At 66.5% G+C, this 21,917-nt stretch carries 24 protein-coding genes; 3 read left to right on the top strand and 21 right to left on the bottom strand.

All coding sequences use genetic code 11. The annotated features are described in order from the left end of the window. The first annotated feature begins 8 nt into the window (after window positions 1–8). The 3 genes from pdhA to BKY27_RS12790 are packed head-to-tail and all read left to right on the top strand — an operon-like array spanning window position 9 to window position 3,763. Window positions 9–1,034 (top strand): pyruvate dehydrogenase (acetyl-transferring) E1 component subunit alpha, encoded by a 1,026-nt coding sequence (gene pdhA / locus BKY27_RS12800; protein ID WP_071674882.1) that lies wholly within the window; start codon window positions 9–11, stop codon window positions 1,032–1,034. Window positions 1,035–1,054: 20 nt separating this feature from the next. After that, complete coding sequence (locus BKY27_RS12795) at window positions 1,055–2,431, top strand: pyruvate dehydrogenase complex E1 component subunit beta (protein ID WP_071674881.1); 1,377 nt, start codon at window positions 1,055–1,057, stop codon at window positions 2,429–2,431. 12 nt (window positions 2,432–2,443) lie between these two features. Beyond that, entirely contained in the window at window positions 2,444–3,763 is a 1,320-nt protein-coding gene (locus tag BKY27_RS12790; protein ID WP_071674880.1) for a pyruvate dehydrogenase complex dihydrolipoamide acetyltransferase, read from the top strand. A gap of 83 nt (window positions 3,764–3,846) precedes the next feature. Here BKY27_RS12790 and BKY27_RS12785 read toward each other — a convergent pair whose 3' ends face one another. The 21 genes from BKY27_RS12785 to BKY27_RS20385 all read right to left on the bottom strand — a co-directional run bounded on the left by BKY27_RS12785 (window position 3,847) and on the right by BKY27_RS20385 (window position 21,823). After that, window positions 3,847–4,914, bottom strand: coding sequence for a PLP-dependent cysteine synthase family protein (locus BKY27_RS12785; protein ID WP_071674879.1), 1,068 nt, complete (start codon window positions 4,912–4,914; stop codon window positions 3,847–3,849). A gap of 70 nt (window positions 4,915–4,984) precedes the next feature. After that, window positions 4,985–6,184: a permease gene (locus BKY27_RS12780; protein ID WP_071674878.1), complete on the bottom strand. Its 1,200-nt coding sequence runs from the start codon at window positions 6,182–6,184 to the stop codon at window positions 4,985–4,987. Window positions 6,185–6,245: 61 nt separating this feature from the next. Next, entirely contained in the window at window positions 6,246–7,055 is an 810-nt protein-coding gene (cysE, locus tag BKY27_RS12775) for a serine O-acetyltransferase (RefSeq protein WP_071674877.1), read from the bottom strand. A gap of 89 nt (window positions 7,056–7,144) precedes the next feature. Next, complete coding sequence (locus tag BKY27_RS12770) at window positions 7,145–7,855, bottom strand: DUF2793 domain-containing protein (RefSeq protein WP_071674876.1); 711 nt, start codon at window positions 7,853–7,855, stop codon at window positions 7,145–7,147. Beyond that, window positions 7,848–11,750, bottom strand: coding sequence for a baseplate multidomain protein megatron (locus BKY27_RS12765; protein WP_071674875.1), 3,903 nt, complete (start codon window positions 11,748–11,750; stop codon window positions 7,848–7,850). The genes BKY27_RS12770 and BKY27_RS12765 overlap by 8 nt, the downstream gene beginning before the upstream one ends. A gap of 5 nt (window positions 11,751–11,755) precedes the next feature. Continuing rightward, window positions 11,756–12,187, bottom strand: coding sequence for a C40 family peptidase (locus BKY27_RS12760; RefSeq protein WP_071674874.1), 432 nt, complete (start codon window positions 12,185–12,187; stop codon window positions 11,756–11,758). Further along, a complete protein-coding gene (locus tag BKY27_RS12755; RefSeq protein ID WP_071674873.1) occupies window positions 12,184–13,071 on the bottom strand; it encodes a DUF2163 domain-containing protein in 888 nt (295 codons plus the stop codon). Before BKY27_RS12755 ends, BKY27_RS12760 begins: the two co-directional genes overlap by 4 nt. Further along, window positions 13,068–13,700 carry a DUF2460 domain-containing protein gene (locus BKY27_RS12750; protein ID WP_071674872.1) on the bottom strand — a complete coding sequence of 211 codons (633 nt, stop codon included), beginning with the start codon at window positions 13,698–13,700 and terminating at the stop codon, window positions 13,068–13,070. The genes BKY27_RS12755 and BKY27_RS12750 overlap by 4 nt, the downstream gene beginning before the upstream one ends. A gap of 11 nt (window positions 13,701–13,711) precedes the next feature. Further along, window positions 13,712–14,368 (bottom strand): phage tail tape measure protein, encoded by a 657-nt coding sequence (locus BKY27_RS12745; protein WP_071674871.1) that lies wholly within the window; start codon window positions 14,366–14,368, stop codon window positions 13,712–13,714. Further along, window positions 14,361–14,570 carry a rcc01693 family protein gene (locus tag BKY27_RS12740; RefSeq protein ID WP_071674870.1) on the bottom strand — a complete coding sequence of 70 codons (210 nt, stop codon included), beginning with the start codon at window positions 14,568–14,570 and terminating at the stop codon, window positions 14,361–14,363. The genes BKY27_RS12745 and BKY27_RS12740 overlap by 8 nt, the downstream gene beginning before the upstream one ends. Further along, a complete protein-coding gene (locus BKY27_RS12735; RefSeq protein WP_071674869.1) occupies window positions 14,567–14,881 on the bottom strand; it encodes a gene transfer agent family protein in 315 nt (104 codons plus the stop codon). Before BKY27_RS12735 ends, BKY27_RS12740 begins: the two co-directional genes overlap by 4 nt. Before the next feature lie 3 nt (window positions 14,882–14,884). Beyond that, window positions 14,885–15,301, bottom strand: coding sequence for a phage major tail protein, TP901-1 family (locus BKY27_RS12730; RefSeq protein ID WP_071674930.1), 417 nt, complete (start codon window positions 15,299–15,301; stop codon window positions 14,885–14,887). Window positions 15,302–15,352: 51 nt separating this feature from the next. Further along, the gene (locus BKY27_RS12725) at window positions 15,353–15,763 is read right to left on the bottom strand and encodes a DUF3168 domain-containing protein (protein ID WP_071674868.1); all 411 of its coding nucleotides are present in this window, start codon (window positions 15,761–15,763) and stop codon (window positions 15,353–15,355) included. Further along, window positions 15,760–16,089: a head-tail adaptor protein gene (locus tag BKY27_RS12720; RefSeq protein WP_071674867.1), complete on the bottom strand. Its 330-nt coding sequence runs from the start codon at window positions 16,087–16,089 to the stop codon at window positions 15,760–15,762. The genes BKY27_RS12725 and BKY27_RS12720 overlap by 4 nt, the downstream gene beginning before the upstream one ends. Then, window positions 16,086–16,670: a head-tail connector protein gene (locus tag BKY27_RS12715; RefSeq protein ID WP_071674866.1), complete on the bottom strand. Its 585-nt coding sequence runs from the start codon at window positions 16,668–16,670 to the stop codon at window positions 16,086–16,088. Before BKY27_RS12715 ends, BKY27_RS12720 begins: the two co-directional genes overlap by 4 nt. Window positions 16,671–16,831: 161 nt before the next feature. After that, entirely contained in the window at window positions 16,832–18,028 is a 1,197-nt protein-coding gene (locus BKY27_RS12710) for a phage major capsid protein (protein WP_071674865.1), read from the bottom strand. A gap of 34 nt (window positions 18,029–18,062) precedes the next feature. Further along, window positions 18,063–18,626, bottom strand: a complete 564-nt coding sequence (locus BKY27_RS12705) for an HK97 family phage prohead protease (protein WP_084667964.1) — start codon at window positions 18,624–18,626, stop codon at window positions 18,063–18,065. A 9-nt stretch (window positions 18,627–18,635) separates the two neighbouring features. Beyond that, complete coding sequence (locus BKY27_RS12700; protein ID WP_071674863.1) at window positions 18,636–18,881, bottom strand: GTA head formation protein, RCAP_rcc01685 family; 246 nt, start codon at window positions 18,879–18,881, stop codon at window positions 18,636–18,638. Beyond that, window positions 18,878–20,050 carry a phage portal protein gene (locus tag BKY27_RS12695; RefSeq protein ID WP_071674862.1) on the bottom strand — a complete coding sequence of 391 codons (1,173 nt, stop codon included), beginning with the start codon at window positions 20,048–20,050 and terminating at the stop codon, window positions 18,878–18,880. Before BKY27_RS12695 ends, BKY27_RS12700 begins: the two co-directional genes overlap by 4 nt. A gap of 92 nt (window positions 20,051–20,142) precedes the next feature. Further along, window positions 20,143–21,441, bottom strand: a complete 1,299-nt coding sequence (locus BKY27_RS12690) for a DNA-packaging protein (RefSeq protein ID WP_071674861.1) — start codon at window positions 21,439–21,441, stop codon at window positions 20,143–20,145. Further along, the gene (locus BKY27_RS20385; RefSeq protein WP_071674860.1) at window positions 21,413–21,823 is read right to left on the bottom strand and encodes a hypothetical protein; all 411 of its coding nucleotides are present in this window, start codon (window positions 21,821–21,823) and stop codon (window positions 21,413–21,415) included. Before BKY27_RS20385 ends, BKY27_RS12690 begins: the two co-directional genes overlap by 29 nt. Between the last annotated feature and the right edge of the window lie 94 nt (window positions 21,824–21,917).

Genomic DNA, 21,917 nt, shown 5'->3' with positions numbered 1-21,917 from the left:
GCGCGCCGATGGCCACGCGCAAGACGGCGACAAAAACTGCCGCAAAACCAAACACTTCCGCCGAAGAGCTGACCGCTTATTATCGCGACATGCTGCTCATTCGCAGATTCGAAGAAAAGGCGGGCCAGCTCTATGGCATGGGCCTGATTGGCGGCTTCTGCCACCTCTATATCGGTCAGGAGGCCGTTGTCGTCGGACTGGAGGCCGCCGCGAAAGAGGGCGACAAGCGCGTCACCTCCTACCGCGACCACGGTCACATGCTTGCCTGCGGCATGGACCCCAAGGGCGTCATGGCCGAGCTGACGGGCCGCGAAGGCGGCTATTCCAAGGGCAAGGGCGGCTCGATGCACATGTTCTCGAAAGAGAAGCATTTCTACGGCGGCCACGGTATCGTCGGCGCACAGGTGCCGATCGGCGCGGGCCTTGCCTTCTCGGACAAGTACCGGGGCAACGACAACGTCACCTTTACCTATTTCGGCGATGGCGCCGCCAACCAGGGCCAGGTCGCCGAGACCTACAACATGGCCGAGTTGTGGGATCTGCCGGTGGTCTTCGTGATCGAAAACAACCAGTATGCCATGGGCACCTCAACCAAACGCTCGACCATGTCGCCCTCGTACTGGGAACGCGGTGCCGCCTACGGCATCGAGGGCGAGGCGGTCGATGGCATGGATGTGCTGGCGGTAAAGGAAGCGGGCGAAAAGGCCGTTGCGCACTGTCGCGCGGGCAAGGGGCCCTACATCCTCGAGATCAAGACCTACCGCTATCGCGGCCACTCCATGTCGGACCCGGCAAAATACCGGACCCGAGAGGAAGTGCAGAAGATGCGGGAGGAACGCGACGCCATCGAACACGTGCGCACCATGCTGCTCGACGGTGGCCACGCGACCGAGGAAGACCTCAAGGCCATCGACAAAGAGATCAAGGCCGTCGTCAACGAGGCCGCCGAATTTGCCAAGGAAAGCCCCGAGCCTCATCTCGATGAGCTCTGGACCGACATCTACGCGGCCGAAATTCCGCAAGAAAACGCCTGATCCGAGGGGGACACAACGATATGGCAACCGAAATTCTGATGCCCGCGCTGTCGCCGACCATGGAGGAAGGCACCCTTGCCAAATGGCTGGTCAAGGAAGGCGATACCATTGAATCCGGCATGATCCTTGCCGAGATCGAAACCGACAAGGCAACGATGGAATTCGAAGCGGTCGACGAAGGCACGATGGGCAAGATCCTGATCGACGAAGGCACCGAGGGCGTAAAGGTCAACACCCCCATCGCGGTTCTTCTGGAAGAAGGCGAAGACGCCAGCGCCGCAGAAAACGTTTCGACCGCGCCCGCCGCCGCCGAGGAAGCGCCCAAGGCGGCTGAAGAGGCCCCTGCCCCCGCGCAGGCCGCCGCCCCCGCCGTGGTCAGCGCCAATCTCGACCCCGACTATCCCGAAGGCACCGAGATGAAATCGCAGACCGTCCGCGAAGCACTGCGCGATGCGATGGCCGAGGAAATGCGCCGGGACGAAGAGGTGTACCTGATGGGCGAGGAAGTCGCCGAGTATCAGGGCGCCTACAAGATCAGCCAGGGCCTGCTGGACGAGTTCGGCGCCAAGCGCGTCATCGACACGCCGATCACCGAGCATGGTTTTGCCGGTATCGCCGTGGGCGCGGCCTTCGGCGGGCTGAAACCCATTGTCGAGTTCATGACCTTCAACTTCGCCATGCAGGCGATTGACCAGATCATCAACTCCGCCGCCAAGACACTGTATATGTCGGGGGGCCAGATGGGCGCGCCGATGGTGTTCCGTGGCCCGAACGGGGCCGCTGCCCGCGTGGGCGCCCAGCACAGCCAGGATTATGCCGCGTGGTACGCGATGATCCCCGGCCTGAAAGTGGTGATGCCCTATTCGGCCTCGGACTACAAAGGCCTGATGAAGACCGCGATCCGCGATCCGAACCCGGTGATCTTCCTCGAAAACGAGATCCTCTACGGTCGCAGCTTCGACGTGCCTGTGCTGGACGACTACACCGTGCCCTTCGGCAAGGCCCGGATCTGGCGCGAAGGGTCCGACGTGACCATCGTCTCTTTCGGGATCGGGATGCAATACGCGCTGGAAGCCGCCGACAAGCTGGCGGAAGAGGGTATCTCCGCCGAGGTCGTCGATCTGCGCACCCTGCGCCCCATCGACTATGACACCGTGATCGCGTCGGTCCAGAAGACCAACCGCTGCGTCACCGTCGAAGAGGGCTTCCCCGTCGGCGCCATCGGCAACCACCTGGGTGCCACGATCATGCAGCGCGCCTTCGACTACCTTGACGCGCCGGTGATCAACTGCACCGGCAAGGACGTGCCGATGCCCTACGCCGCCAACCTCGAAAAGCACGCGCTGGTGACGACCGACGAGGTCATCGCCGCCGTCAAAGACGTCACCTACCGGTAAGGAGAGCGCATCATGCCCACCGAAATTCTCATGCCCGCCCTCTCCCCCACCATGGAGGAAGGCACGCTGGCCAAATGGCTGGTCAAGGAAGGCGACGAGGTCAGCTCCGGCGACCTTCTGGCCGAGATCGAGACCGACAAGGCGACGATGGAATTCGAAGCCGTGGACGAAGGCGTGATCGGCAAGATCCTTGTCGCAGAAGGCAGCGAAGGGGTGAAAGTGAACACGCCAATCGCCGTCCTGCTCGGCGAAGGGGAAAGCGCCGACGATATCGGGGCGTCTTCCTCCGCGCCGGCCGCCGCGTCCTCGTCCGATGCTGCCCCGGCAAAAAGCGAAGAGGCCGCGCCCGCAGCCCCCGCCACCCCGGACACGCCCGCCCCGGCGGCCCCGACCACGTCGGACGGCACCCGCATCTTCGCCTCGCCGCTGGCCCGCCGGATCGCGGCGCAGAAGGGTCTGGACCTGACGCGGATCAAGGGCTCCGGTCCCCATGGCCGCATCGTCAAGGCCGATGTGGAAGGCGCGACCGCGGCCCCCAAAGCCGAGGCCGCTGCCCCCGCCGCAGCCGCTCCGGCCCCGGCCGCCGCTGCCGCGCCCGCCGGCCCCACGGCAGACGCCGTCGCCAAGATGTACGAGGGCCGCGAGTATCAGGAGGTCAAGCTCGACGGGATGCGCAAGACGATTGCCGCGCGCCTGTCCGAGGCCAAACAGACCATCCCGCATTTCTACCTGCGCCGCGACATCAAGCTCGATGCGCTGTTGAAATTCCGCTCACAGCTCAACAAGCAACTGGAAGCACGCGGGGTAAAGCTCTCGGTCAACGATTTCATCATCAAGGCCGTGGCCAACGCCCTGCAACAAGTGCCGGAATGCAACGCCGTTTGGGCGGGCGACCGGGTTCTGCAACTGAAACCCTCGGACGTGGCCGTCGCGGTCGCCATCGAGGGCGGGCTGTTCACGCCGGTGCTGAAAGACGCCGACATTAAGTCGCTCTCGGCGCTCTCGGGCGAGATGAAAGACCTCGCCAAACGCGCCCGTGACCGCAAACTCGCCCCGCATGAATATCAGGGCGGCACGTTCGCCATCTCGAACCTCGGCATGTTCGGCATCGACAATTTCGACGCCATCGTGAACCCGCCCCACGCGGGCATCCTTGCCGTCGGCGCAGGCGTGAAAAAGCCGGTCGTGGGCGAGGATGGCGAGCTGACCGTGGCGACCGTGATGTCGGTCACCATGTCGGTCGATCACCGCGTGATCGACGGGGCGCTTGGCGCGAACCTGCTGAAGGCGATCGTGGAAAACCTCGAAAACCCGCTGACCATGCTGGCCTGACACCTTGACCAGACGACGGGAAAGGGCGGCCACCGGGGCCGCCCTTTTTCATCGAGCCCATTTTTGCCAGGTCAACGGCTGGATCACCCCATCTGGTAGCCGGGCGTCGACCGCATCAACGCAATCTCGTCCTCGGTCATCTCGCTTTCCACCCCTTCGAACAGCGGGGTCGAAAGATAGCGCTCGCCGGTATCGGGCAACATGCACAGGATGGTCGCCCCCTCCGGCGCGGTCTTGGCCACCTCCAGTGCCACCGCGAAACTGGCCCCGCCGGAAATGCCGGTGAAAATCCCCTCTTTCTGCGCCAACGCCCGCGACGCCGCGATGCCATCGGGCCCCGTTACCGGGATCAACTCATCGTAGAACCCCTTGTCGAGCGTCTCTTGCAGCACGAGCGGGATGAAATCGGGCGTCCAGCCCTGAATGGGATGCGGAGAAAAGGCCGAATGGCTGACCGCCGGGTCGCCCTCGGGCGTCCGCTCTTGCCGTTCGCCGCTCTGCACCAGCGCGGCATTGGCCGGTTCGGTCAGGACGATCCGGGTCTTTGGGCTTTCGGCGCGCAACACACGGGCCACGCCGGTCACGGTCCCGCCAGTGCCATAGCCCGACACGAAATAATCCGGGCCGGTCCCGTCGAAATCGGCGATGATTTCGCGTGCCGTCGTGTGTTCGTGTATATCGGCATTGGCCTCTGTCTCGAACTGGCGGGCAAGGAACCAGCCATTGGCTTCGGCCAACTCCTTGGCCTTCTGATACATGCCGAACCCCTTTTGGTCCTTGGGGGTCAACACGACCCTGGCGCCCAGAAACCGCATCAGGCGGCGACGCTCGACCGAGAAGCTCTCGGCCATCGTCACCACCAGCGGATAGCCCTTGGCCGCACAGACCATGGCCAGCCCGATGCCGGTATTGCCGCTGGTGGCCTCGACCACAGTCTGCCCCGGTTTCAGCACACCCGAGGCCTCGGCCGCCTCGATGATGTTCAGCGCCAGACGGTCCTTGACGGACCCGCCCGGATTGAACGCCTCGGCCTTGACGTAGAGCGTAACGTGATCGGGGCCCAGCCGGTTGATGCGGATAACGGGCGTGTCGCCCACGGTGTCCAGAATGCTGTCATAGCGCCGTCCGCGCCCGTCGGTGTGCCGTGTCATGGCTGATACTCCCCGGTGATGTTCCGGGATCAACCTACGCTTGTATTGGTGATTTCTCAAACCCCTTGCGTCAGAGCAGCAGCGCCACCGCTGTCCCGCCCCCCAGCCATGCAAAGCAGAGCCATGCCAGCCCCCGCAGCGCCCGCTCGCTGCCGCCACCATGGCCATGGTCGTGATGATGCCCGCCGCCCTGCCCGCGTCCCAGCCAAAGCGCCCCAAGGCTGAGCGCGCCAAAGCCCAGGTTCAGCGCGGCGGTGTAGTCAAGGGCAAACCGGCTTTCGGGCGCGGGCAGCGGATGCCCCGACACCTCGGGCGACACGCCAAGCGCCAGAAACCCGTAATGCACCGCCAACGCCGCCACGATCAGCGCCACGAGGAACACGCCCGCGATATAGACCGCCATGCGCCAGCCGTAGAACTGTGCGTTCACCCGCAAGACCGGCACCACTATCAGGTCCGAGAAGATGAAGGCCATGATGCCCGCCACGCTGACCCCGTTGGCATATAGCAGCCCGGCAAGCGGGATATTCCCCATGGAGCCGATGAAGGTGAACAGCGCCGCCAGCGGCCCGATCAGCGCTTGCAACAGGACGTGCCCGAACCCCGGCGCCACCTCGGCCCCGGTGCCCGGAAACAGCCAGACGAAGAACGCCCCCGGCACGAAGGCCGCGATGATCCCGGCGATGGTGAAGCCGATGGTGACATCCTTCCAGACCATCTGCCATTCACCCAGATAAGCCGCGGCCAAGGCCCGCCAGACCTTGGTATCACGCAGCAACGCGCGCAGCGGCCACGGGTCGTCATCGTCGCCCGCTTCCAACCGCTCGCGCACACTGCGGATCAGGCCGTCGGGCCGCGTCGCCCGCACCAGCCCCCACATCACCGCGATCAGGATCAGCCCGCCGACATATTCGCCCACGACGAAATGCCATGACAGGAAGACCGAGATCACGATACCGAGCTCGATCACGAGGTTGGTCGAGGCCAGCAGGAAGGCCAGCGCAGGCACCAGCCCCGCCCCCTTGGCCAGAAAGCTGCGTGTGGCAGCCAGCGCCGCGAAACTGCACGAGGACGAGACAAAGCCGAATAGGCTCGCCAACGCCACCGGGCGCAGGCCTTTTCCGCCCATGGTCCGGCTCATCGCCGCGCGAGAGGTGAAGATCTGAATGCACGCGCTGATGCAGTATCCCAGCCCGAAGGCCCAGAACGCCATCCAGAAAAACCCAAGCGTCGTCAGGGCGGCCTCGCCCCATGCCTGGAGAAACGACATGTCGTCCTTTCCGGTGCCGCGCGGGCGCGGACCATGAGGTCGGTCAAGTAGGCAGGGGCGCTCAGGCCCCCGATTTCAGGATCTGGTTCATCGACATGGCCGGCTGGTCACAGCCCGCCTCGCCCACGATCTTGGCCGGCACCCCGGCCACCGTGGTCGCCGGGGGCACGTCCTGCAACACGACCGAGCCCGCCGCGATCCGCGAGCAGCAGCCGACCTTGATATTGCCCAGCACCTTGGCCCCGGCCCCGATCAGAACGCCGTCGCCGATCTTGGGGTGGCGGTCCTCTTCTTCCTTGCCGGTGCCGCCAAGGGTCACCGAATGCAACATCGACACGTTGTCGCCCACCACGGCGGTTTCGCCGATCACGATGGAATGGGCGTGGTCGATCATGATGCCCTTGCCAATATTCGCTGCCGGATGAATATCCACGCCGAACATCTCGCTTACGCGCATCTGCACGAAATAGGCCAGATCCTGACGGCCCTGCCGCCACAGGTAGTTGCCGACGCGATACGCCTGGACGGCTTGGAAGCCCTTGAAAAACAACAACGGCTGAATGAAGCGATGGCAGGCCGGGTCACGGTCGTAGACCGCCACGATATCGGCGCGCGCCGCCTCTCCGATGCTGGGATCGGCGCGATAGGCATCATCCGCGATTTCACGGATAAGCTGCTCCGACATCTCGCCCGAGGCCAGCTTTTGCGCCATGCGATAGGCCAGCGCCGCCTCCAGCGAGGCATGGTGCAGGATACAGCCATGCACCAGCCCGCCTAAAAGGGGTTCGTCCTGCACGGCCTCCTCGGCTTCGCGGGTGATACGGCTCCAGACCGGGTCAAGCTCGGCCAGATGGGTGCGGGTCTTTGCCATGATGGCCTCCTGCGGTCGCGTTCCCCTTTCTACCGCAGATAATCCCCCGCGTCCAAGTTCAAACCCCTGATGGACGGCTTCACGTTTTGTTATACCGCGTCGGGAATGGCGAATTGCAGGTAATGCACCACCAGCCGCACAGCGCCCCCGGCGAAATCGCCGCCGGTTGCCGACAGCATCAATTCGGTATCCGACCAGACCACGAAAGGCGTCGTCGGCCCGCTGATCCACGAATTTTGCGCAAGCCCAAGCCCAGCGCCAAACCGGGCATCCGACGCCACGTCGCCCAGCCGCCAATCGGCAAGCGTGCCGGTGATGGTCTCGATCACCCGGCCGGTGACCCCTAAAACGATGCAGCGCGCCGGAACGCGCAGCCCCGCGGGCACAGTCGCCCCCGCCGTCAGGGTCACATCCGCCTCGGCGCTGACCGCGTGAAGCCCCCCACCGCCCGGTGTCAGGCTCAGCCCGCCGGTGCGCCACGCAGCCCCGTCGAACAGGTCTTGCGTGCCTGTATCCGCAACAAAGGCCCGCCAGCCCCGCTGCGGTGCAAAGAACGCCCAGCCACCGTTCACATATTGCGCGATCTCGCCCGCGTGCCCGTCCCAGCCGTTCACCGCCCCCGAGGGCACGCCGAAGCATTCCCCCTCGATCACCGTGTCTGGCGGCGTGGTCAGGCTGCGCGACCGCAACCGCATCTGCACCACCCCATCCAGCCGCGCCAGCGCCTCGTTTACGGTCACATGTTTCTGCGCCTGGCTTGCGGCCAACAGCGGAAGCGTCAGGTTCATCGTGTCACTCATTGATCTGGATCCTCGTGAAGGGGCCGGGGCCGAATTGCGCAGACACCTGCGCGATTTCAATGCTGTAGGGCAGGCTCACCCCGTCGGTGGCCTGCATGGCATCGGTGTAGGAATAGGTTGGCGCGGACAGCTCGACCTCGCGTCGTACGCCGCCAGTATCGGCGATCCGCAGAACATAGCTCTCGCGGTCCTCGCCCAACGGCACCTCGGTGCCCTGCCAACTGTCGCCGTCGATCCGCGTACGCCTGACCCAGCTGACCTGCCGCTCCGCCCCGACCCTCGGCGCGCGCAGATGGGCGGGCGCATAGGGCCGCAGCCCGGCACCGTCAAAGGCCAGCGCCGTGTGCGAATAGACCGGATGATCATAGGGTTTCGCCGCCTGCCCCACCAGGTAATGCCGTTGCAGCCCGCGCGCCGACAGCGGCAGGTCGATCTGCGTGGCGCGTCCGTCAAGCAGCACGAAGAGCGATCCCACCGGCCATGCGTCCGGCATGATCCCGTCCGATCCCGCCTGCCCCCGCAGGCGCAGCGTGATGTCCCACAGGTCTTCGCCCACCAGCATTGCTTCGGCGAACTGGATCACCTCCCAATTCGCGCCGCTGCCATCGCCGATCGCCGCCGCGTTCGCGCCATTGAGAACATCCGCGACACTGGCGGACCTCAGCGTCCCGGTGCTCATCCGCACGCGCACCGCCGACCCCCGGTCCCAGACACCGGCCTCGGCCCGGAAAAGCGGCGTTTCCAGCACCCCCACGGCCGAGACCACCTCGACCATGGTGTTCAGCACATAGCCGCTGTCCGAGGGCGCGCTATAGCACGCCACCGCCCCCGGCCACGGCACCGCCGCCACCGCCAGATGCGGCGCATGGGGCACCTCGTCGCCGGTCAGGAGCGGCAGGTCCAGAAACAGCGGGCTCACCGGCAGGGGCGGCACGAAGGGCTCCAGCGTCACCGCCTCCTCGACCGTGTCCGACGGCTCGTAGACCTCGGCCTCGGACCGCACGGCCTCAACCTTGCGCGCGCCGGTATCCTCGACACGGTCGATCCGCCAGGTCGAGCCATCCGCCATCTCGACGACCGACCCAGCACCCAGATCGCGCCGCGAAGGCGGCAACGCAAAGCTGACACTGTCACGCGCCACCCGCGCCTCGGCCAGCCAGCGTTCGGCAATCGCCCGCCCCTCGCCCGCTGTCAGCAACAGCGGCAGGTCGCTCTCGCTCGTGGTGTCGTCGCCATCGTCGGGAAAGACCGCCTCGGCCACGCGGGTCTCGAACGCCCCCGCCGCCTCGACATGCGACAGGCGCACGCGCCCCACCATGTCCGCCTCGGGCAGGCGCGTCCACACCGGGGCCGACGCGCCATCTTCATCAACGGCCATCCCCTCTTCGGGCACCCGCGCATCCGGCACCCCGGCACGCGCCCGAAAGACGATCCTGCCCTCCCGCTCCACTGCCTCGAACCCATGCGCCAGCATCAGCCCCTGTAACCTCGCCCGCGCGCTTTCCACATCCGCCGACATCGCCCCGCGCACGAAACCGAAAAGGCCCGACACGTCGTATTCCGTAACGCCCGCCTCTTCACAGATCTCGGCCACCACGTCGGCCAACGGCTCTGCCCCCATGCGACCGGTGATCCAATGCCCCCGCGCATGATTTTCACCGTCCGACCAGACGTCCCTTGCACTGGGAAACGCGGGCCACGGCCGCGCATCCCACGCCCAGACATAGGCGTGGTCCATATCCAGCATCGGCCCGCCATAGACCTCGGACACCGGGTTATGCGCGGGGTCGGCCCAATAGCTCGTCATCGCCCGCAGGTATTGCATCTGCATCAGGTCATCGCGCCGCCCGGTCGAGTAATGCGGCAGCCCGGACTCCGAGGATTTCGGATCGAGGAACTTGTTGGGCTGGTTCGTCCCCTTGTCGATGGCGGCACAGCCCATTTCCGTGAAACGGACGGGTTTTGAGCGCGGCTCCCACGCGGTCGGCACCGCCTGACGCACACCACCGGGCCGGTCGTGGTGCGGCGCGCTCCACCAGCGCACCACGTCCTTGTAGCGAAAAACCCAGTCCTCGCCATAGGCACCATCGGTGATCGGCGCGCGCCTCTGTGCCGCCCGCGCGGCGTCACTGGGGTAATACCAGTCATATCCCTCGCCGCCCTCGATATTGCCGCGCAGATACGCCAGCTCGTAGATCGACCGCCACGCCGCATCCGCATGGGTCCGCCCGTCGCGCCAATCGCTCAGCGGCATGTAATTATCGATTCCGATGAAGTCGATATTGGCATCTGCCCACAGCGGATCGAGGTGGAAATAGACATCGCCCGACCCGTCCTGCGGGTGATAGCCGAAATATTCCGACCAGTCGGCGGCATAGGTCAGCTTGGCGTCGGGCAACAGCGCCCGCACCTCTGCGGCGAGTGCGATGAACTGATCCACGGCCGGAAACCCGCTCGCCCCCCGCAACTGCGTCAGGCTGCGCATCTCGGAGCCGATGCAAAAGCTTTCCACCCCGCCCGCCGCCGCGCAGAGCGCAGCGGAATGCAGGATGAACCGGCGATAGCTCCACTCCGCCGGGCCGTTGTAACCGACCGCGCCGGGCGACACGCTGAAATCACTGGCCACCACCGACCCGAAGAACGCTGCAACCTGCGCGTCCGCCACCGCCGTCCCATCGGGCGAGCCCGCCACGCCCGGCGCCTTGTCCCCGGTCATCCGTCCCCGCCATGGCAGCGCCGGTTGCTGGCCCGTTTCGGCCCACGGGTCCGGTTTGCCGCTCTCCGCAAGGATCTCCATCAGCAGGAAGGGATAGAACATCACCTCCTTGCCAGCCGCGTTCAGCGCCTCGATCGCCTCGATCACCGATTGGTCCGTGGGCGTGCCGCCATAGATCGCCCGGCCGTCGACCTGCGCAATCTGCTCGGCCGTGGTGCGGGTCAGCCCCGCAACCCGCCACGGCATTTCGCGGCCATCCGCCTGTTTCTGTTCGACCTTCGGCGTCACGCGGCAGTCACCGGCGCGCAGGTCATCCCCGAACCAGCTGACAATCAGCGACACCGCCCCGCATTGCGGCACCTCGCCGTCAAGGGCCTCCAGCGACATGGAAAAATCCGCCTCGCCCGAAGCCGTGTGCACATTCGCGCTCTCGGATTTGCCATAGCCCCACGCATAGCTGACCGGGGTCGTCGCCAGCGCGTATTCCCCTGTCCCCGGCATCATCGCCACAGCCCGGATGGCCTGCGAGGGCTGCGGCGGGCTGTCCAGCAGCGCAGGCTGCGCCGGGCGCACCACCTCGAAGCTTAGCTGCGGCACGCGGTTGCCATAGGGCGACAGGTCCAGATCCTCGATCACCACATAGGCGATCCCACGATAGGCCGGGACCAGTCCCGCGCCCTCGACCGCCTCCATCTTCGGGTCCGGCATCTGGTCGTCGGTGCCGCGATAGACCCGCATGGTCAGGTCGCTCTGTGCGATCTCGGCGCCATCGGCCCAGACCCGGCCCACGCGGGCGATCTCGCCCTCGCACAGCGCCACGGCAAGGCTCACCGTGTAGGAATAGCTGGCTGTCCTTGGCCGTACCGGCGCCCCCTTGCCGCCGCCCGAAACCGCGACATGTTCCTTGAACCGGGTGGCCCAAATGACCTGCCCGCCCAGGCGCATCTGGCCGAAAAGCCGCGCCACGGCGGCGCCTTCGGATGCTCCGGTCAGGCGGAAACGGTCGATGCGGCCCTGTTCGACCACGTCCGAGCCGCTGCCAAGCAGCCGCTGGTCGATCACCCGGCCCACGGTGGCCCCCGCCGCGCGCCCGATTACCGCGCCGGTCAGCCCCAGAACGGTGCCGGAACTCAAGCCGCCAATGGCCGCTCCTGCGGCTGACAGTAGGATCGTTGCCATAGTGTCTAAGTCCTTTCGGGAAATGCAAATCGCGCCACGATCCGCCGCCGCCAGGGCGGGGTCAGCGCGCTTTCCACCACGCCATGCCCGCTATAGGCATGGATGAACGTGGCCTCTTGCCCGGTGCGGCCCTGAAGCCCCAGATGCTTGGCCACAGCCCCCGCCCGCATCCGAAACAGCAGCACGTCGCCAGCGGCCTCTGCGGCCACCGGTTTCGCCGACAGATGGCGCAGCGCGGCGGCCCAAAGCCGTTCCTCCCCCTGCGGTTCCGACCAGTCGGGCGTGTAGGCGGGCACCGCTTCCGGCTCTGGCCCGATCACCTCGCGCCAGACTCCCCGCAACAGCCCCAGGCAATCGCAGCCCGCACCCTTGGTGGCGCATTGATGGATATACGGCGTCCCGATCCAGCCCCGCGCAGCCGCGACCACGCGGCTCATCGCAGGCTGCCCCCATCCACCGCCGCCGAGCCGCGCCCCGGATAGGCCATGATCCAGTCGTCGCCGGGAATGTCGGGAAAGCCTTGGAAGTTCAGAAGGTTCGAGAACTTGAGCCGACAGGTCTCCATACGCTTGTCGCAACCCGCTTCCAGCCGCACCCGGTCGCCCGACCGCAGCTCGGCGCGCAGCGCCTCCCACAGCTCGACCCGGCGCACGTCGTCAGCATAGCGGTCGTTCTTGATCACCGCGACCAGCCCTTGGGCGGCCCCGCTCAGCACCGTCAGCCGCCCGCGTTCGAACCAGCGCGGCGCGAAACTGTCCAGCCCGGCAAAAAGCAGCACCCGCCCCTCGTCCACCTGGTCCACCGCACCGTCAAAAGCGTAGCCCGGAGTCGACAGGTCGAACCCGCAGGCCCGATCGCCCAACACCGCAGAACAATGCCGCTGATAGACCCGCCCCATCCGCCGGTTCATCGCTTCGGCCAGTCCGCGCAATTCGGCCCGGAAGCCGCCCGCCTGCCGCTCCAGCTCGCCAAAGCTGCCACGAAACTGCAACACCCGGTTCTCCGGCGCACGCCACTGGACCAGCCACGCCTCCACCTCGGCACCATCAAACCGCCCGGCGGCGATGTCACCTTCGGTGATCGACACGTCCGACAGCGCCCCCACGGCCTCGGTATTGTCCACCGACAGGCCGCTGCTCTGGCTCAGTGCCGCCGCCGACAGACCCGACTCCGCCTTGAACACCGTGCCGTCGAAGGTGAGCGGGCAATCGTGGTCGGTGAACCCCAAGCGAACGCCATCCTTGCGCGTCACCCGCCAGCAGCGCGCCACTTCGGTCACCCCCCCGATCAGATGCGCCGTCAGCCCCTCTGCGCCGCTCATACCCGGATCTCCACCACCGGCACCGAGGGCACTTCCCCCGCCTGGAAATTGGCCACCGAGGTTTCGATCCGGTCCACGTCGAAGCGCACCGGCACGTCAAAGGCGAACCCGGCGGACACCTCCACCCCTTCGGCGGGTGCGTCCTGAAACGCGATCACACCGGTGGTGGAGTCCACCGTGAAATGCACCCCCTCGACCAGTTCCGCCGCGTCCCACCCGGCCAAAACGCTGCCCGCGACCGGCTTGGTGATGGGCCGCGCATAGCTTTCCTCGCCCGAGCGATACTGCTTCACCAGCGGAAAATCCCTGGTCTCGCCGTCGCCCGTGCCGATCACACAATCGCGAAAGCCCGGCTCCTTCGACGGCGCACAGCTCTTGTAGTCGGACCAATCCTTCCAGCGAAACCCGTGCAACTGCCCGCGCCGCGCCTCGAAAAACGCGATCAGCGTCTCGATGTCGTCGAGCGAGCGCATCCCCACCCCTGCGTCATAGCGGCGGCGCGAATGGGCCCAAGGCGTGTTGCGTTCCTCGAACCCGTTGGCGAGCGTCACCACCTCGGTGCGCCGTTCCGGCCCGCCGACCGAGCCAAAGCTCAGGTTGGCAGGAAAGCGAATTTCGTGAAAATTCATTGTGTTATCCCTCACCGATTCCGCTGCCCACGCGCCAGCGCCCGGCCCATCTGCGCCGCGACCTGGCTTTTCGAGCGTTGGAATCCCTGCACATCCGGCGTGGTAATGTTCATCGTCACATGCACGGGCCGCCCGCCGCCCTGCGCCTGCACGCCAAGCTTGCCATCCGGGCCACGGGTCAGCGGCATGATCGCCTCTGGCCCCGCCTCGCCCATCAACCCGGTGCCGCCGCGCATGGCAAACGGCGTCGGTCCGCTGACCACGCCGCCACGTGCAAAGGCCGTCACCCGACCGCCCGCAAAGGCACCGCCGGTCTCGAACGGCAGCACCGCCGACATCAGCGAGTTGACGCCACCCGCCAAAGCCCCGCCGAGGGCGTTCTGCACCGGCCGCATCGCGGTGTTGTAGGCCGCATCAACCATGCTTTGCGCCACCGTTCGCAGCGCATCCGACAGGCGCATCCCGTCGAACACCACGCCATCGAAGGCCCGGCGCAAGCCGCTGCCAAACGATCGGCTCAGCCCCTGCACTTCGCGGCCCGTGTAAAGCATGGTGTCCTGCATTGTCCGCAGTTCGCCCTGAAAGGCCGCAACCATCTGCGTGGCCGAGCCGAGCGTCGCCTCCAGCGAGACCAGTTCGGCATCCAGCCCGTCCAGTTCCTCATTCATCGCACCTGTCCTCGTGATCGGGGAAACGGGCGGCCAGGGCCTCCAGCCCCGCCCGTCCCATGGGCGCAGCACCCGCAGGCTCGCCCAGCATCAGCATCAGCTCCGCCGGGGTCAGCGCCCAGAACTGCGCCGGGGTCAGCCCCAGCCCCCGCATCCCGGCCCGCATCAGCCCCGGCCAGTCAAAGGGCCTTTGGGAGGTCATCGCGGCGGCCGGAACGCCAGCGCCAATAGCTGCGCGGCCACCCGCGCGGCCTCCAACGGGCCGCCCCCGATCTCGGCCCTGGCCAAATCGGCAGGCTCACCGCTCCAGCCGCCTCCGCGCAGCCCCGCGCAGACCAGCGCCAACACGTCCCGCGCCTTGAACGCCCCGGCCTCGAACCGCTCGACCAACGCAGGCAGGCTGTCTTCCGCCAGCCACGCCTCCAACTCGGCCAAGGCCCCAAGCGTCAGCTTCAGAACCCGCCGCTCGCCATCCAGCACCAGCGCCACCTCGCCCGCATAGGGGTTCGCCATGGCTCAGAGCGCCGCGGTAAAGCTCAGCGCGCCCGCCGAGGCCAGCGACACCTCGTAGGTCGCTTCGCCGTCATGGGTGCCGGCATACTCGATCCCGGTAATCTGGAACGGCCCCTCGACGGTGCCGAAATCGGGGATGATGACCTGGAACGCAGGCACCTCGCCGTCGAAAAAGATCTGTCGCGCGCGCTCATCCGTCGCCGCATCGCGGAAGATACCAGAACCGCTGAGCGCCGCCGATTTCACCCCCGCGCCACCCAAGAGTTCCCGCCAGCCACCGGTTGATTCAAGGCTCGTCACATCCACCGTGTCCGCGTTGAAACTGAGCCGCGAGGCCCGCAGCCCCGCCATGGTCTGAAAGCTGCCATTTCCGTCCAGATCGACCTTCAACAGAAGGTCTTTTCCATTCTGTGCCGCCATGTCATTCTCCATTAATATCCGAATATTACCGCTCACCCTTCAGGTGATGTGTCAGGCCATCGCCTCATCCAGACGGGCCCGAAACCAGATGTCGATTCGCCGCTCGGCCCCGGCGCGCGAGGCTTTGGCGCGGTAGAACTGAACCCGCCGCACCTGCCCGCGTAAAAGGGTCAAAGGCGCCGCCAGCAGCGCGTCTGACACCGCCGCCGCTGCCTGCTTCGCCTGGTGGAAACTCGCCGCGCTGCTGACCACGCTCACCGCGAAATCATGCACCGCCCCGCCCGAACTGGCGTCCGTTCGGTCACGCGCCTTTTCCGGCCCGAGCGTCACGTAAAGCGTGGGCAGCGTCCCGGCTGGCAACGCGTCATAAACGTTGCTCCCCACGATCGCCGCCAACCCCGCATCGCCGCTCAGCCGGTCAAAGACCGCCACCTGCAACGCCGCCGTCATGCCGTAGCTCATGTCGCCGCCTCCTCGGTTGCGAAACAGGTCAGGAAACGCCCGCCGGGGTCGCGCTCCGTCACCGCGTCGATGGTGAAAACCCGGTCCCCGTCGCGGAACCGTTGCGAGGGCGTGGGCCGCGACGGGGCCCCCTGCGGCGCGGCCCGAACGGTGATCTTGAAGCCCATGCGGGACAGCCCCCCCGCATCGCGCCCGGTGCGGGGCAGAACCTCGCCCCAGATCACGCCAAGCGGCCCCCAGGTTTCGGTGAATCCGCCCGCGCCGTCGGCTATCCGCGAAGGCCCTTCCAGCAGCAGCCGCCGGCTCAGATTGGGGCGCCCGCTCATCCGCTCAGCCCCCGCATCCGGACCGAGCGATAGGGCTCGATCAGCACCGCCACGCCACAGGCCATCCCGGCCTCACCGGTACCCTGCGCGTCGTAAAGCTCGGCCGCCTGCAACAGCACCGCCTGCCGCAAGTCAGCGGGGATGCCGTGCCAGTCCATGCCATATCCCGCCGTGAAGGCCACCTCGATGGACCCGCCGCTTGTCGGGTTGGGCAAGCTGCCCGTGGCCATAACCGCAGGCCGGTGCGTATCGGCCCGCAGACGATAGCTTTGCGGGTCCAGCATCGTCTCGACGCCCCCGCGCGACACCAGCTTGACCGAGTCCACGGACTGCACCGGCGCCACCGGCAGCACCTGCGCCTCGGCGGATTGCCACTGACTCAGATGCCAGGTGAAGCCGCGTCGGAACAGCGCCTTGCCGATCCGCGCCTCGATGGCAGCGAGCGCCGCGCGCAAACAGCTTTCAAGCTGCCCGTCCTGACTGCCATCATCGGCAAAACCCGAAGACAGGCGCAGGTGATCGGTCAACTCGGTGACAGGCAGCAGGGCACTGGACACCGAGGACATTTCGACCATCATCATGTTGTTATTTCTCCGCAAAGAACTGCCTCAGAAAGGTGGCATGGCCGGGCCCCCGCGCCGCTCGGGCGGAGGACAAATGGCTGGAGGCCGCGACGGCCCGCCCATGCCGCCCGCCCCGGACCAAACGGCCCGGACCGGGATGACGTGCCGCCTGCGACAGGTCAGACGGTGCCGAATTTCAGCAGCTTGATTGCCGAAAAGTCGCTGACATCCCCGCCGACGCGCTTGGTGGCGTAGAACAGGACATGCGGCTTGGCGCTGAACGGGTCACGCAACACGCGCAGATCGGGACGCTCGGCAATGGTGTAGCCCGCGTTGAAATCGCCAAACGCAATCGCCATCGCGTCGGCGGCAATATCCGGCATGTCCTCGGCGATCAGCACCGGATAGCCCATCAGCCGCGCCGGTTCCCCGGCGGCCAGCCCATCCGACCACAGGAAGCGCCCGTCGGCGTCCTTCATCTTGCGCACGGCGCCAGCGGTCTTGGAATTCATGACGAAGGCCGCCCCGGCGCGGTAGCGCGCGCCCAGGGAATAGACCAGGTCGACAATCGCATCCGCAGGGGTCACGGCGTCGAAGTCGCCCGCCGTGCCCGTCACCACATAGCCGATATTGCCCCAGCTCCAGCTGGCATCGGCCACGGTCGTGTGGGTCAAAAAGCCGGTGGGCTTGTCCACCCCGTCGCCCGAGATGAAGGCCATCGCCTCGGCGCGGGAAAACTTGTCGGCGATACGGCCCGCCAGCCAACCCTCGATATCGAAAGCGGTATCGTCCAGCAGCCGCTGCGACGCCTTGGGCAGCGCCGACAGCTCGTGCAGCGGGATCGAGATGCGCTCGATCTGCGGCGTGTCGGTCTCGGTGGCGGCGGCGGTCTCGGTCGCCCAACCGGCGCCCACATCGGTGTGGTCCACCAGCACGTCGAAGGACGACGCCTCGACATTCACCACGTTGGCGATCGCGCGCAGCGACGAGGACGACCGCAGCACGCCCTGGATCTGCTCCGCCGTCTGCGGATCGACCAGAAAGCCGCCCTCGGCATTGACGGCCGTGTTCAACGCCTTGCCTTCCAGTTCCAGCCCGCGCAGGCCGTCGTCGTCGCCGGTGCGCAGATAGGTGCCGATGGCCTTCTTGTGGGGGGCGCCCTCATCGACGGCGGTGGAAAGCGCAGGGCGCAGATGGGTCATGGTCTTGGTGTTCAGCATGGAAATACGCTCTTCCTGTTTTGCGATTTTCGTCGTCATGTCGTCCTGAAACTGGCTGAATTCGTTCAGAAACCCGGCCAGTGCAGATTTCACCTCGGCGGTGGCGTCCGGTGCCTGAGGCACAGGCGCGCCGCCCGAAGACTTGGTCTCGGTCATCACGTCATCCTGATTGTTGAGAGATGTGCGGGCGTTAACGCGCCGCCAGTTTGCGGCGGGCGTCCTGGAACACCGTCGCCAGTTCATGCAGGAAATCGCCCTTGGCCTCGCTGGCCTGATGGGCGTCCACCCGCGCCTGTGGCAGCATCGGGAAGGTCACCAGCGACACCTCCCAAAGCTCCACTTCGGAAAGGAGCCGCTGCCCCTTGTCGTTCTTCGCCGCGCGCACGGTGCGATAACCGATCGACAGCCCGTCGATGGCCCCCGCCTCCAACAGCGCCACCGCTTCGCGGCCCTTGTCCACGGCATCGAGGATGCGCCCCCTGACCCACAGGCCCTTGCCATCCTCCTGCACCGCGTCCCAGATCCCGATGGGCTGGCCGGGATCGTGTTGCCACAGCATCTTGACGTTGCGCCCCTGCGCCGACAGCCCCTTCAGACTGCGGCCATAGGCGCCCTTCTGCACCACGTCACCGCCCTGATCGCAGGCCCCGAACAGGCTCGCATAGCCTTCGATCACATGACCCTCGCGGACCGTCAGCGCCTCGTCGAAGCGGCAGAATTTGGTCTCCATTCCACTTTCGGAAAATCCATACATATCTATCTCCTATCCACCAGAGCTCATCTGAATGAGGTCGCCCACACCTTGTGCGAGGATCACGCTGACCACGCCGAACACCGCCAGCCACAACCGCCGCTCCAACCGGTCGAGCGCGCCCTCGATGGCCTTCAGGCGAAACTCCAGCGCCTGCCAGCGTTCCTCATGCACGCGCTCGTTGGCCTCGATCCGGGCATTGGCCGCGTCGAACGGGTCATAGAGGAACCGCGATCCGCCGACGCCTCGGGCGCTCATCCATCCTCCGCCAGCCGCGGCAGCCCCAGCATCGCGCGCTTTTCCGCAGCCGTCAGGAATTCGGCCTCTGCCACCCGCCGCCACTGTGCGTCGCGCTCCACCGCCAGCGCCGGCACCTGGTCGAGATCCGGTTTCACCTCTACCGCCTCGCCGGAATAGCCCGCCAGCCAATGGGACAGCGTCGCCAGCACCTTGCTGGCCAGCGGCAGCACCGTCAGCCGGTAAAAGGCCCGGTGCGCCTCGGCGTAATTGGCGTAGGTCGCGTCGCCGGGAATGCCCAACAACATCGGCGGCACCCCGAAGGCCAGCGCGATCTCGCGCGCGGCGGCGTCCTTGGTTTTCTGGAACTCCATGTCCGAAGGGCTGAACCCCATCGGCTTCCAGTCCAGCCCGCCCTCCAACAGCATCGGCCGCCCGGCATTGCGGGCCCCTTGGTGGTGGCTCTCCATCTCCGATTGCAGCCGCTCGAACTGCTCAGGCGTCAGCGTCCCGGCCCCATCGGCCCCGCGATAGACAATCGCCCCCGACGGTCGCGCCGCGTTGTCTAGCAGCGCCTTGGACCAGCGCGAGGCGCTGTTATGCACATCCAGCGCATTCGCCGCCGCCTGCATCGGGCTTAGCCCGTAATGATCGTCCTGCGGGTGGAACAGTCGCACATGGCAAATCGGGATCGTCCCCTGCACATGAAACCGATGCTTCTTGGCCCCGACGGCATAGTCATAGGCCACCGGCCAGCCATCGGCACCGGGCACAAGGCTCATCCGGTCGGACCGCAGCACATGCAATTCGCCCGGCATACCGCCATCGGGGCTGACCGCCTCGACATAGCCATTGCCCGACAGCAGAAGCTGCGCAAACAGCGCCTCCATGAACTCCGCCCGCCCCTGCGCCCCATTGGGCCGCGCCAGCAGGCCCAGCACCGGATGCAGCTCATAGCGCCGCTCCGCGTCCTGGCAGATCACCGGCAGGGCCGCCGCCGCTTCGGCGATCAGCTTGACCGAACGAAACCCCACCGGATTTCCGGAAAACCCCGTTTTCATCAGCGATACCGTATCGCGCGGGCTCCACGCCACCCGGCTCCCGGTCGCCCATGCCACCACCCGCCCCGTGGCCGAGGCCTTGGCCTCTGGCACCACCGGCTCCGCTCGTCGCAAGAAATCCAACACCATCCGCGTGTCTCCTTTATCCGAATGAAAAGGGCGCCCCCGCTCACCGCGAAGACGCCCCGAAAAGGCGGATAAGCGCCCCTTTCAGCGATGTTTCAGATCTGCCGCATCCCCGGTCGCGCCACCGCACGGGCGGGCAGGATCATCCCGTCCGTCAACGCCCAGACCAGGGCGTCCACCCGGTCGGGGCTGCCCCGCCCCTGATACCCGGTCACCGCCATGCGGCTCATCTCCTCTTCCAGCGCCGGAAAGCGGCCCAGATGCGCCACCCGCCCTTGTTCATAGAGCGCCGCCACCGGCTCGGCCCGAGCCACCTTCCCGCGAGAGGCCCGTACCGACCGCAGGTTGACCAGCGGATCGACCATCCGCACCGCGTCCAGCACCAGGTCACCGCCCTGGTTGACTTCGGCCACCATCCGCGCGGCGCCGTGCCGGTGATAGGCAGCCACAGCCGCCTCGGCCCAGGCACTGGCCGACACCCCCTGAACCGAGCAATCCTCGATCACCACTGCGCGCCAATCCTTGGGCGGCCCGGCCTGCACCACGCCCACCACGACGATCCCGCAGGCATCCGACCCTGCGTGCCCTGTCACGGGCGGATCCACCGCCACCGTGATCCGCGCGCCCTCGGGCACCGCGTCCACGCGGGCGCCGTCCAGCGCCCCGCGCGGCCACAACGCGCCCTCCATATCCTCGACCAGCACCCCGTCCAGTTCCTGTCGGCCAAGCGCCGTTCCGCCATAGCGTGCCCGCACCTCTTCCAGAAACGAGTCTGCCAGATAGGCCCGGTTCGCCTCGGTCGGCGCATGGGTCATCACCGTGCTCTCCCGCTCCAGAAGATCCTTCAACACCCCCACATTGCGCGGCGTCGTCGTCACACAGACCTGCGGATGATCGCCCAGCCGAAGCCCGAATTGCAGCATGTCCCACGTCTCTTCCGCCTTGGGCCATTTCGCCAGTTCATCGGCCCAGGCCGCATCGAATTGCGGCCCCCGCAGCGCTTCCGGATCATAGGCCGAATAGAGCCGCGCCTCTGCCCCGTTGGGCCATACCAGCCGCCGTTCGCCCGCAATCCAGCGCGGGCAGCGATCGGGCGGAGAGCAGGCCAAAAGCCCGCTCTCCCCCTTCACCATCACCGCCAGCGCCTGGTCATAGGTCTCGCCCACCAGCGCCACGCGCCGGGCACGGCCGGCGGACTCGGGCGTTGATCCTTCGACCATCGCCCGCACCCATTCGGCCCCGGCCCGCGTTTTGCCGGCCCCGCGCCCGCCCAGCACCACCCACGCCCGCCAGTCGCCGTCGGGCGGCCATTGATGTGGCAACGCCCAGACCTCGAAGAGCCACGGCAACGCCGCCAGCGCATTGTCACTCAGCCCCTCCAGAAAGCGCTCCACCTCCTCTCGCGGCGCGCAGGCAAGCAAGGCGGAGCCCGATCTCAGTTCGGGCCGCGTCAAGGTCGAGCTGTCCGGCCCCAATGCTTCCCTTTCGCTGATGTTCCGCATCCCGCGCCTTCCTTTCGAAATCCATTGTCAGCATCAAAGCGGCATTCATGTCCCGGATGTCCTTCCGGTAATCGCCCAGGCCGCTCGCCTGTTCGGTCCGCAGGTGGTCCAGTGTCCCCGACAACACCTCCTGCGCCGTTTCAAAGCTCTTCAACGCCCCGGCCAGCAAACGCTGAACCGGGGTTACGGTCTCATCGCACCCAATCGTCATCTTGAAAAATCCCGTGCTGAAAACCCGCACGAGCAGAAACGAAAAAGCGACCGCCGAGGTCACCCCCGGGGCCGCTTACCCACTTCTTCCAGCATGTCACAAGGTGTACCGAAGACCGTTCGGTAAGTCAATAAGTTTATTACTTTCAAATAGTTAA

The organism is Nioella nitratireducens (assembly GCF_001879715.1).
Classification (GTDB): domain Bacteria; phylum Pseudomonadota; class Alphaproteobacteria; order Rhodobacterales; family Rhodobacteraceae; genus Nioella; species Nioella nitratireducens.
Note: the sequence above shows the minus strand (reverse complement) of the source record. Positions and strands in the feature narration are given on the sequence as shown.

Excerpts from the sequence above, each read along its gene's own strand:
- pdhA (WP_071674882.1), top strand. The coding sequence starts at position 9 with ATGGCCACGCGCAAGACGGCGACAAAAACTGCCGCAAAACCAAACACT.
- BKY27_RS12795 (WP_071674881.1), top strand. The coding sequence starts at position 1,055 with ATGGCAACCGAAATTCTGATGCCCGCGCTGTCGCCGACCATGGAGGAA.
- BKY27_RS12790 (WP_071674880.1), top strand. The coding sequence starts at position 2,444 with ATGCCCACCGAAATTCTCATGCCCGCCCTCTCCCCCACCATGGAGGAA.
- BKY27_RS12785 (WP_071674879.1), bottom strand. The coding sequence starts at position 4,914 with ATGACACGGCACACCGACGGGCGCGGACGGCGCTATGACAGCATTCTG.
- BKY27_RS12780 (WP_071674878.1), bottom strand. The coding sequence starts at position 6,184 with ATGTCGTTTCTCCAGGCATGGGGCGAGGCCGCCCTGACGACGCTTGGG.
- cysE (WP_071674877.1), bottom strand. The coding sequence starts at position 7,055 with ATGGCAAAGACCCGCACCCATCTGGCCGAGCTTGACCCGGTCTGGAGC.
- BKY27_RS12770 (WP_071674876.1), bottom strand. The coding sequence starts at position 7,855 with ATGAGTGACACGATGAACCTGACGCTTCCGCTGTTGGCCGCAAGCCAG.
- BKY27_RS12765 (WP_071674875.1), bottom strand. The coding sequence starts at position 11,750 with ATGGCAACGATCCTACTGTCAGCCGCAGGAGCGGCCATTGGCGGCTTG.
- BKY27_RS12760 (WP_071674874.1), bottom strand. The coding sequence starts at position 12,187 with ATGAGCCGCGTGGTCGCGGCTGCGCGGGGCTGGATCGGGACGCCGTAT.
- BKY27_RS12755 (WP_071674873.1), bottom strand. The coding sequence starts at position 13,071 with ATGAGCGGCGCAGAGGGGCTGACGGCGCATCTGATCGGGGGGGTGACC.
- BKY27_RS12750 (WP_071674872.1), bottom strand. The coding sequence starts at position 13,700 with ATGAATTTTCACGAAATTCGCTTTCCTGCCAACCTGAGCTTTGGCTCG.
- BKY27_RS12745 (WP_071674871.1), bottom strand. The coding sequence starts at position 14,368 with ATGAATGAGGAACTGGACGGGCTGGATGCCGAACTGGTCTCGCTGGAG.
- BKY27_RS12740 (WP_071674870.1), bottom strand. The coding sequence starts at position 14,570 with ATGACCTCCCAAAGGCCCTTTGACTGGCCGGGGCTGATGCGGGCCGGG.
- BKY27_RS12735 (WP_071674869.1), bottom strand. The coding sequence starts at position 14,881 with ATGGCGAACCCCTATGCGGGCGAGGTGGCGCTGGTGCTGGATGGCGAG.
- BKY27_RS12730 (WP_071674930.1), bottom strand. The coding sequence starts at position 15,301 with ATGGCGGCACAGAATGGAAAAGACCTTCTGTTGAAGGTCGATCTGGAC.
- BKY27_RS12725 (WP_071674868.1), bottom strand. The coding sequence starts at position 15,763 with ATGAGCTACGGCATGACGGCGGCGTTGCAGGTGGCGGTCTTTGACCGG.
- BKY27_RS12720 (WP_071674867.1), bottom strand. The coding sequence starts at position 16,089 with ATGAGCGGGCGCCCCAATCTGAGCCGGCGGCTGCTGCTGGAAGGGCCT.
- BKY27_RS12715 (WP_071674866.1), bottom strand. The coding sequence starts at position 16,670 with ATGATGATGGTCGAAATGTCCTCGGTGTCCAGTGCCCTGCTGCCTGTC.
- BKY27_RS12710 (WP_071674865.1), bottom strand. The coding sequence starts at position 18,028 with ATGACCGAGACCAAGTCTTCGGGCGGCGCGCCTGTGCCTCAGGCACCG.
- BKY27_RS12705 (WP_084667964.1), bottom strand. The coding sequence starts at position 18,626 with ATGTATGGATTTTCCGAAAGTGGAATGGAGACCAAATTCTGCCGCTTC.
- BKY27_RS12700 (WP_071674863.1), bottom strand. The coding sequence starts at position 18,881 with ATGAGCGCCCGAGGCGTCGGCGGATCGCGGTTCCTCTATGACCCGTTC.
- BKY27_RS12695 (WP_071674862.1), bottom strand. The coding sequence starts at position 20,050 with ATGGTGTTGGATTTCTTGCGACGAGCGGAGCCGGTGGTGCCAGAGGCC.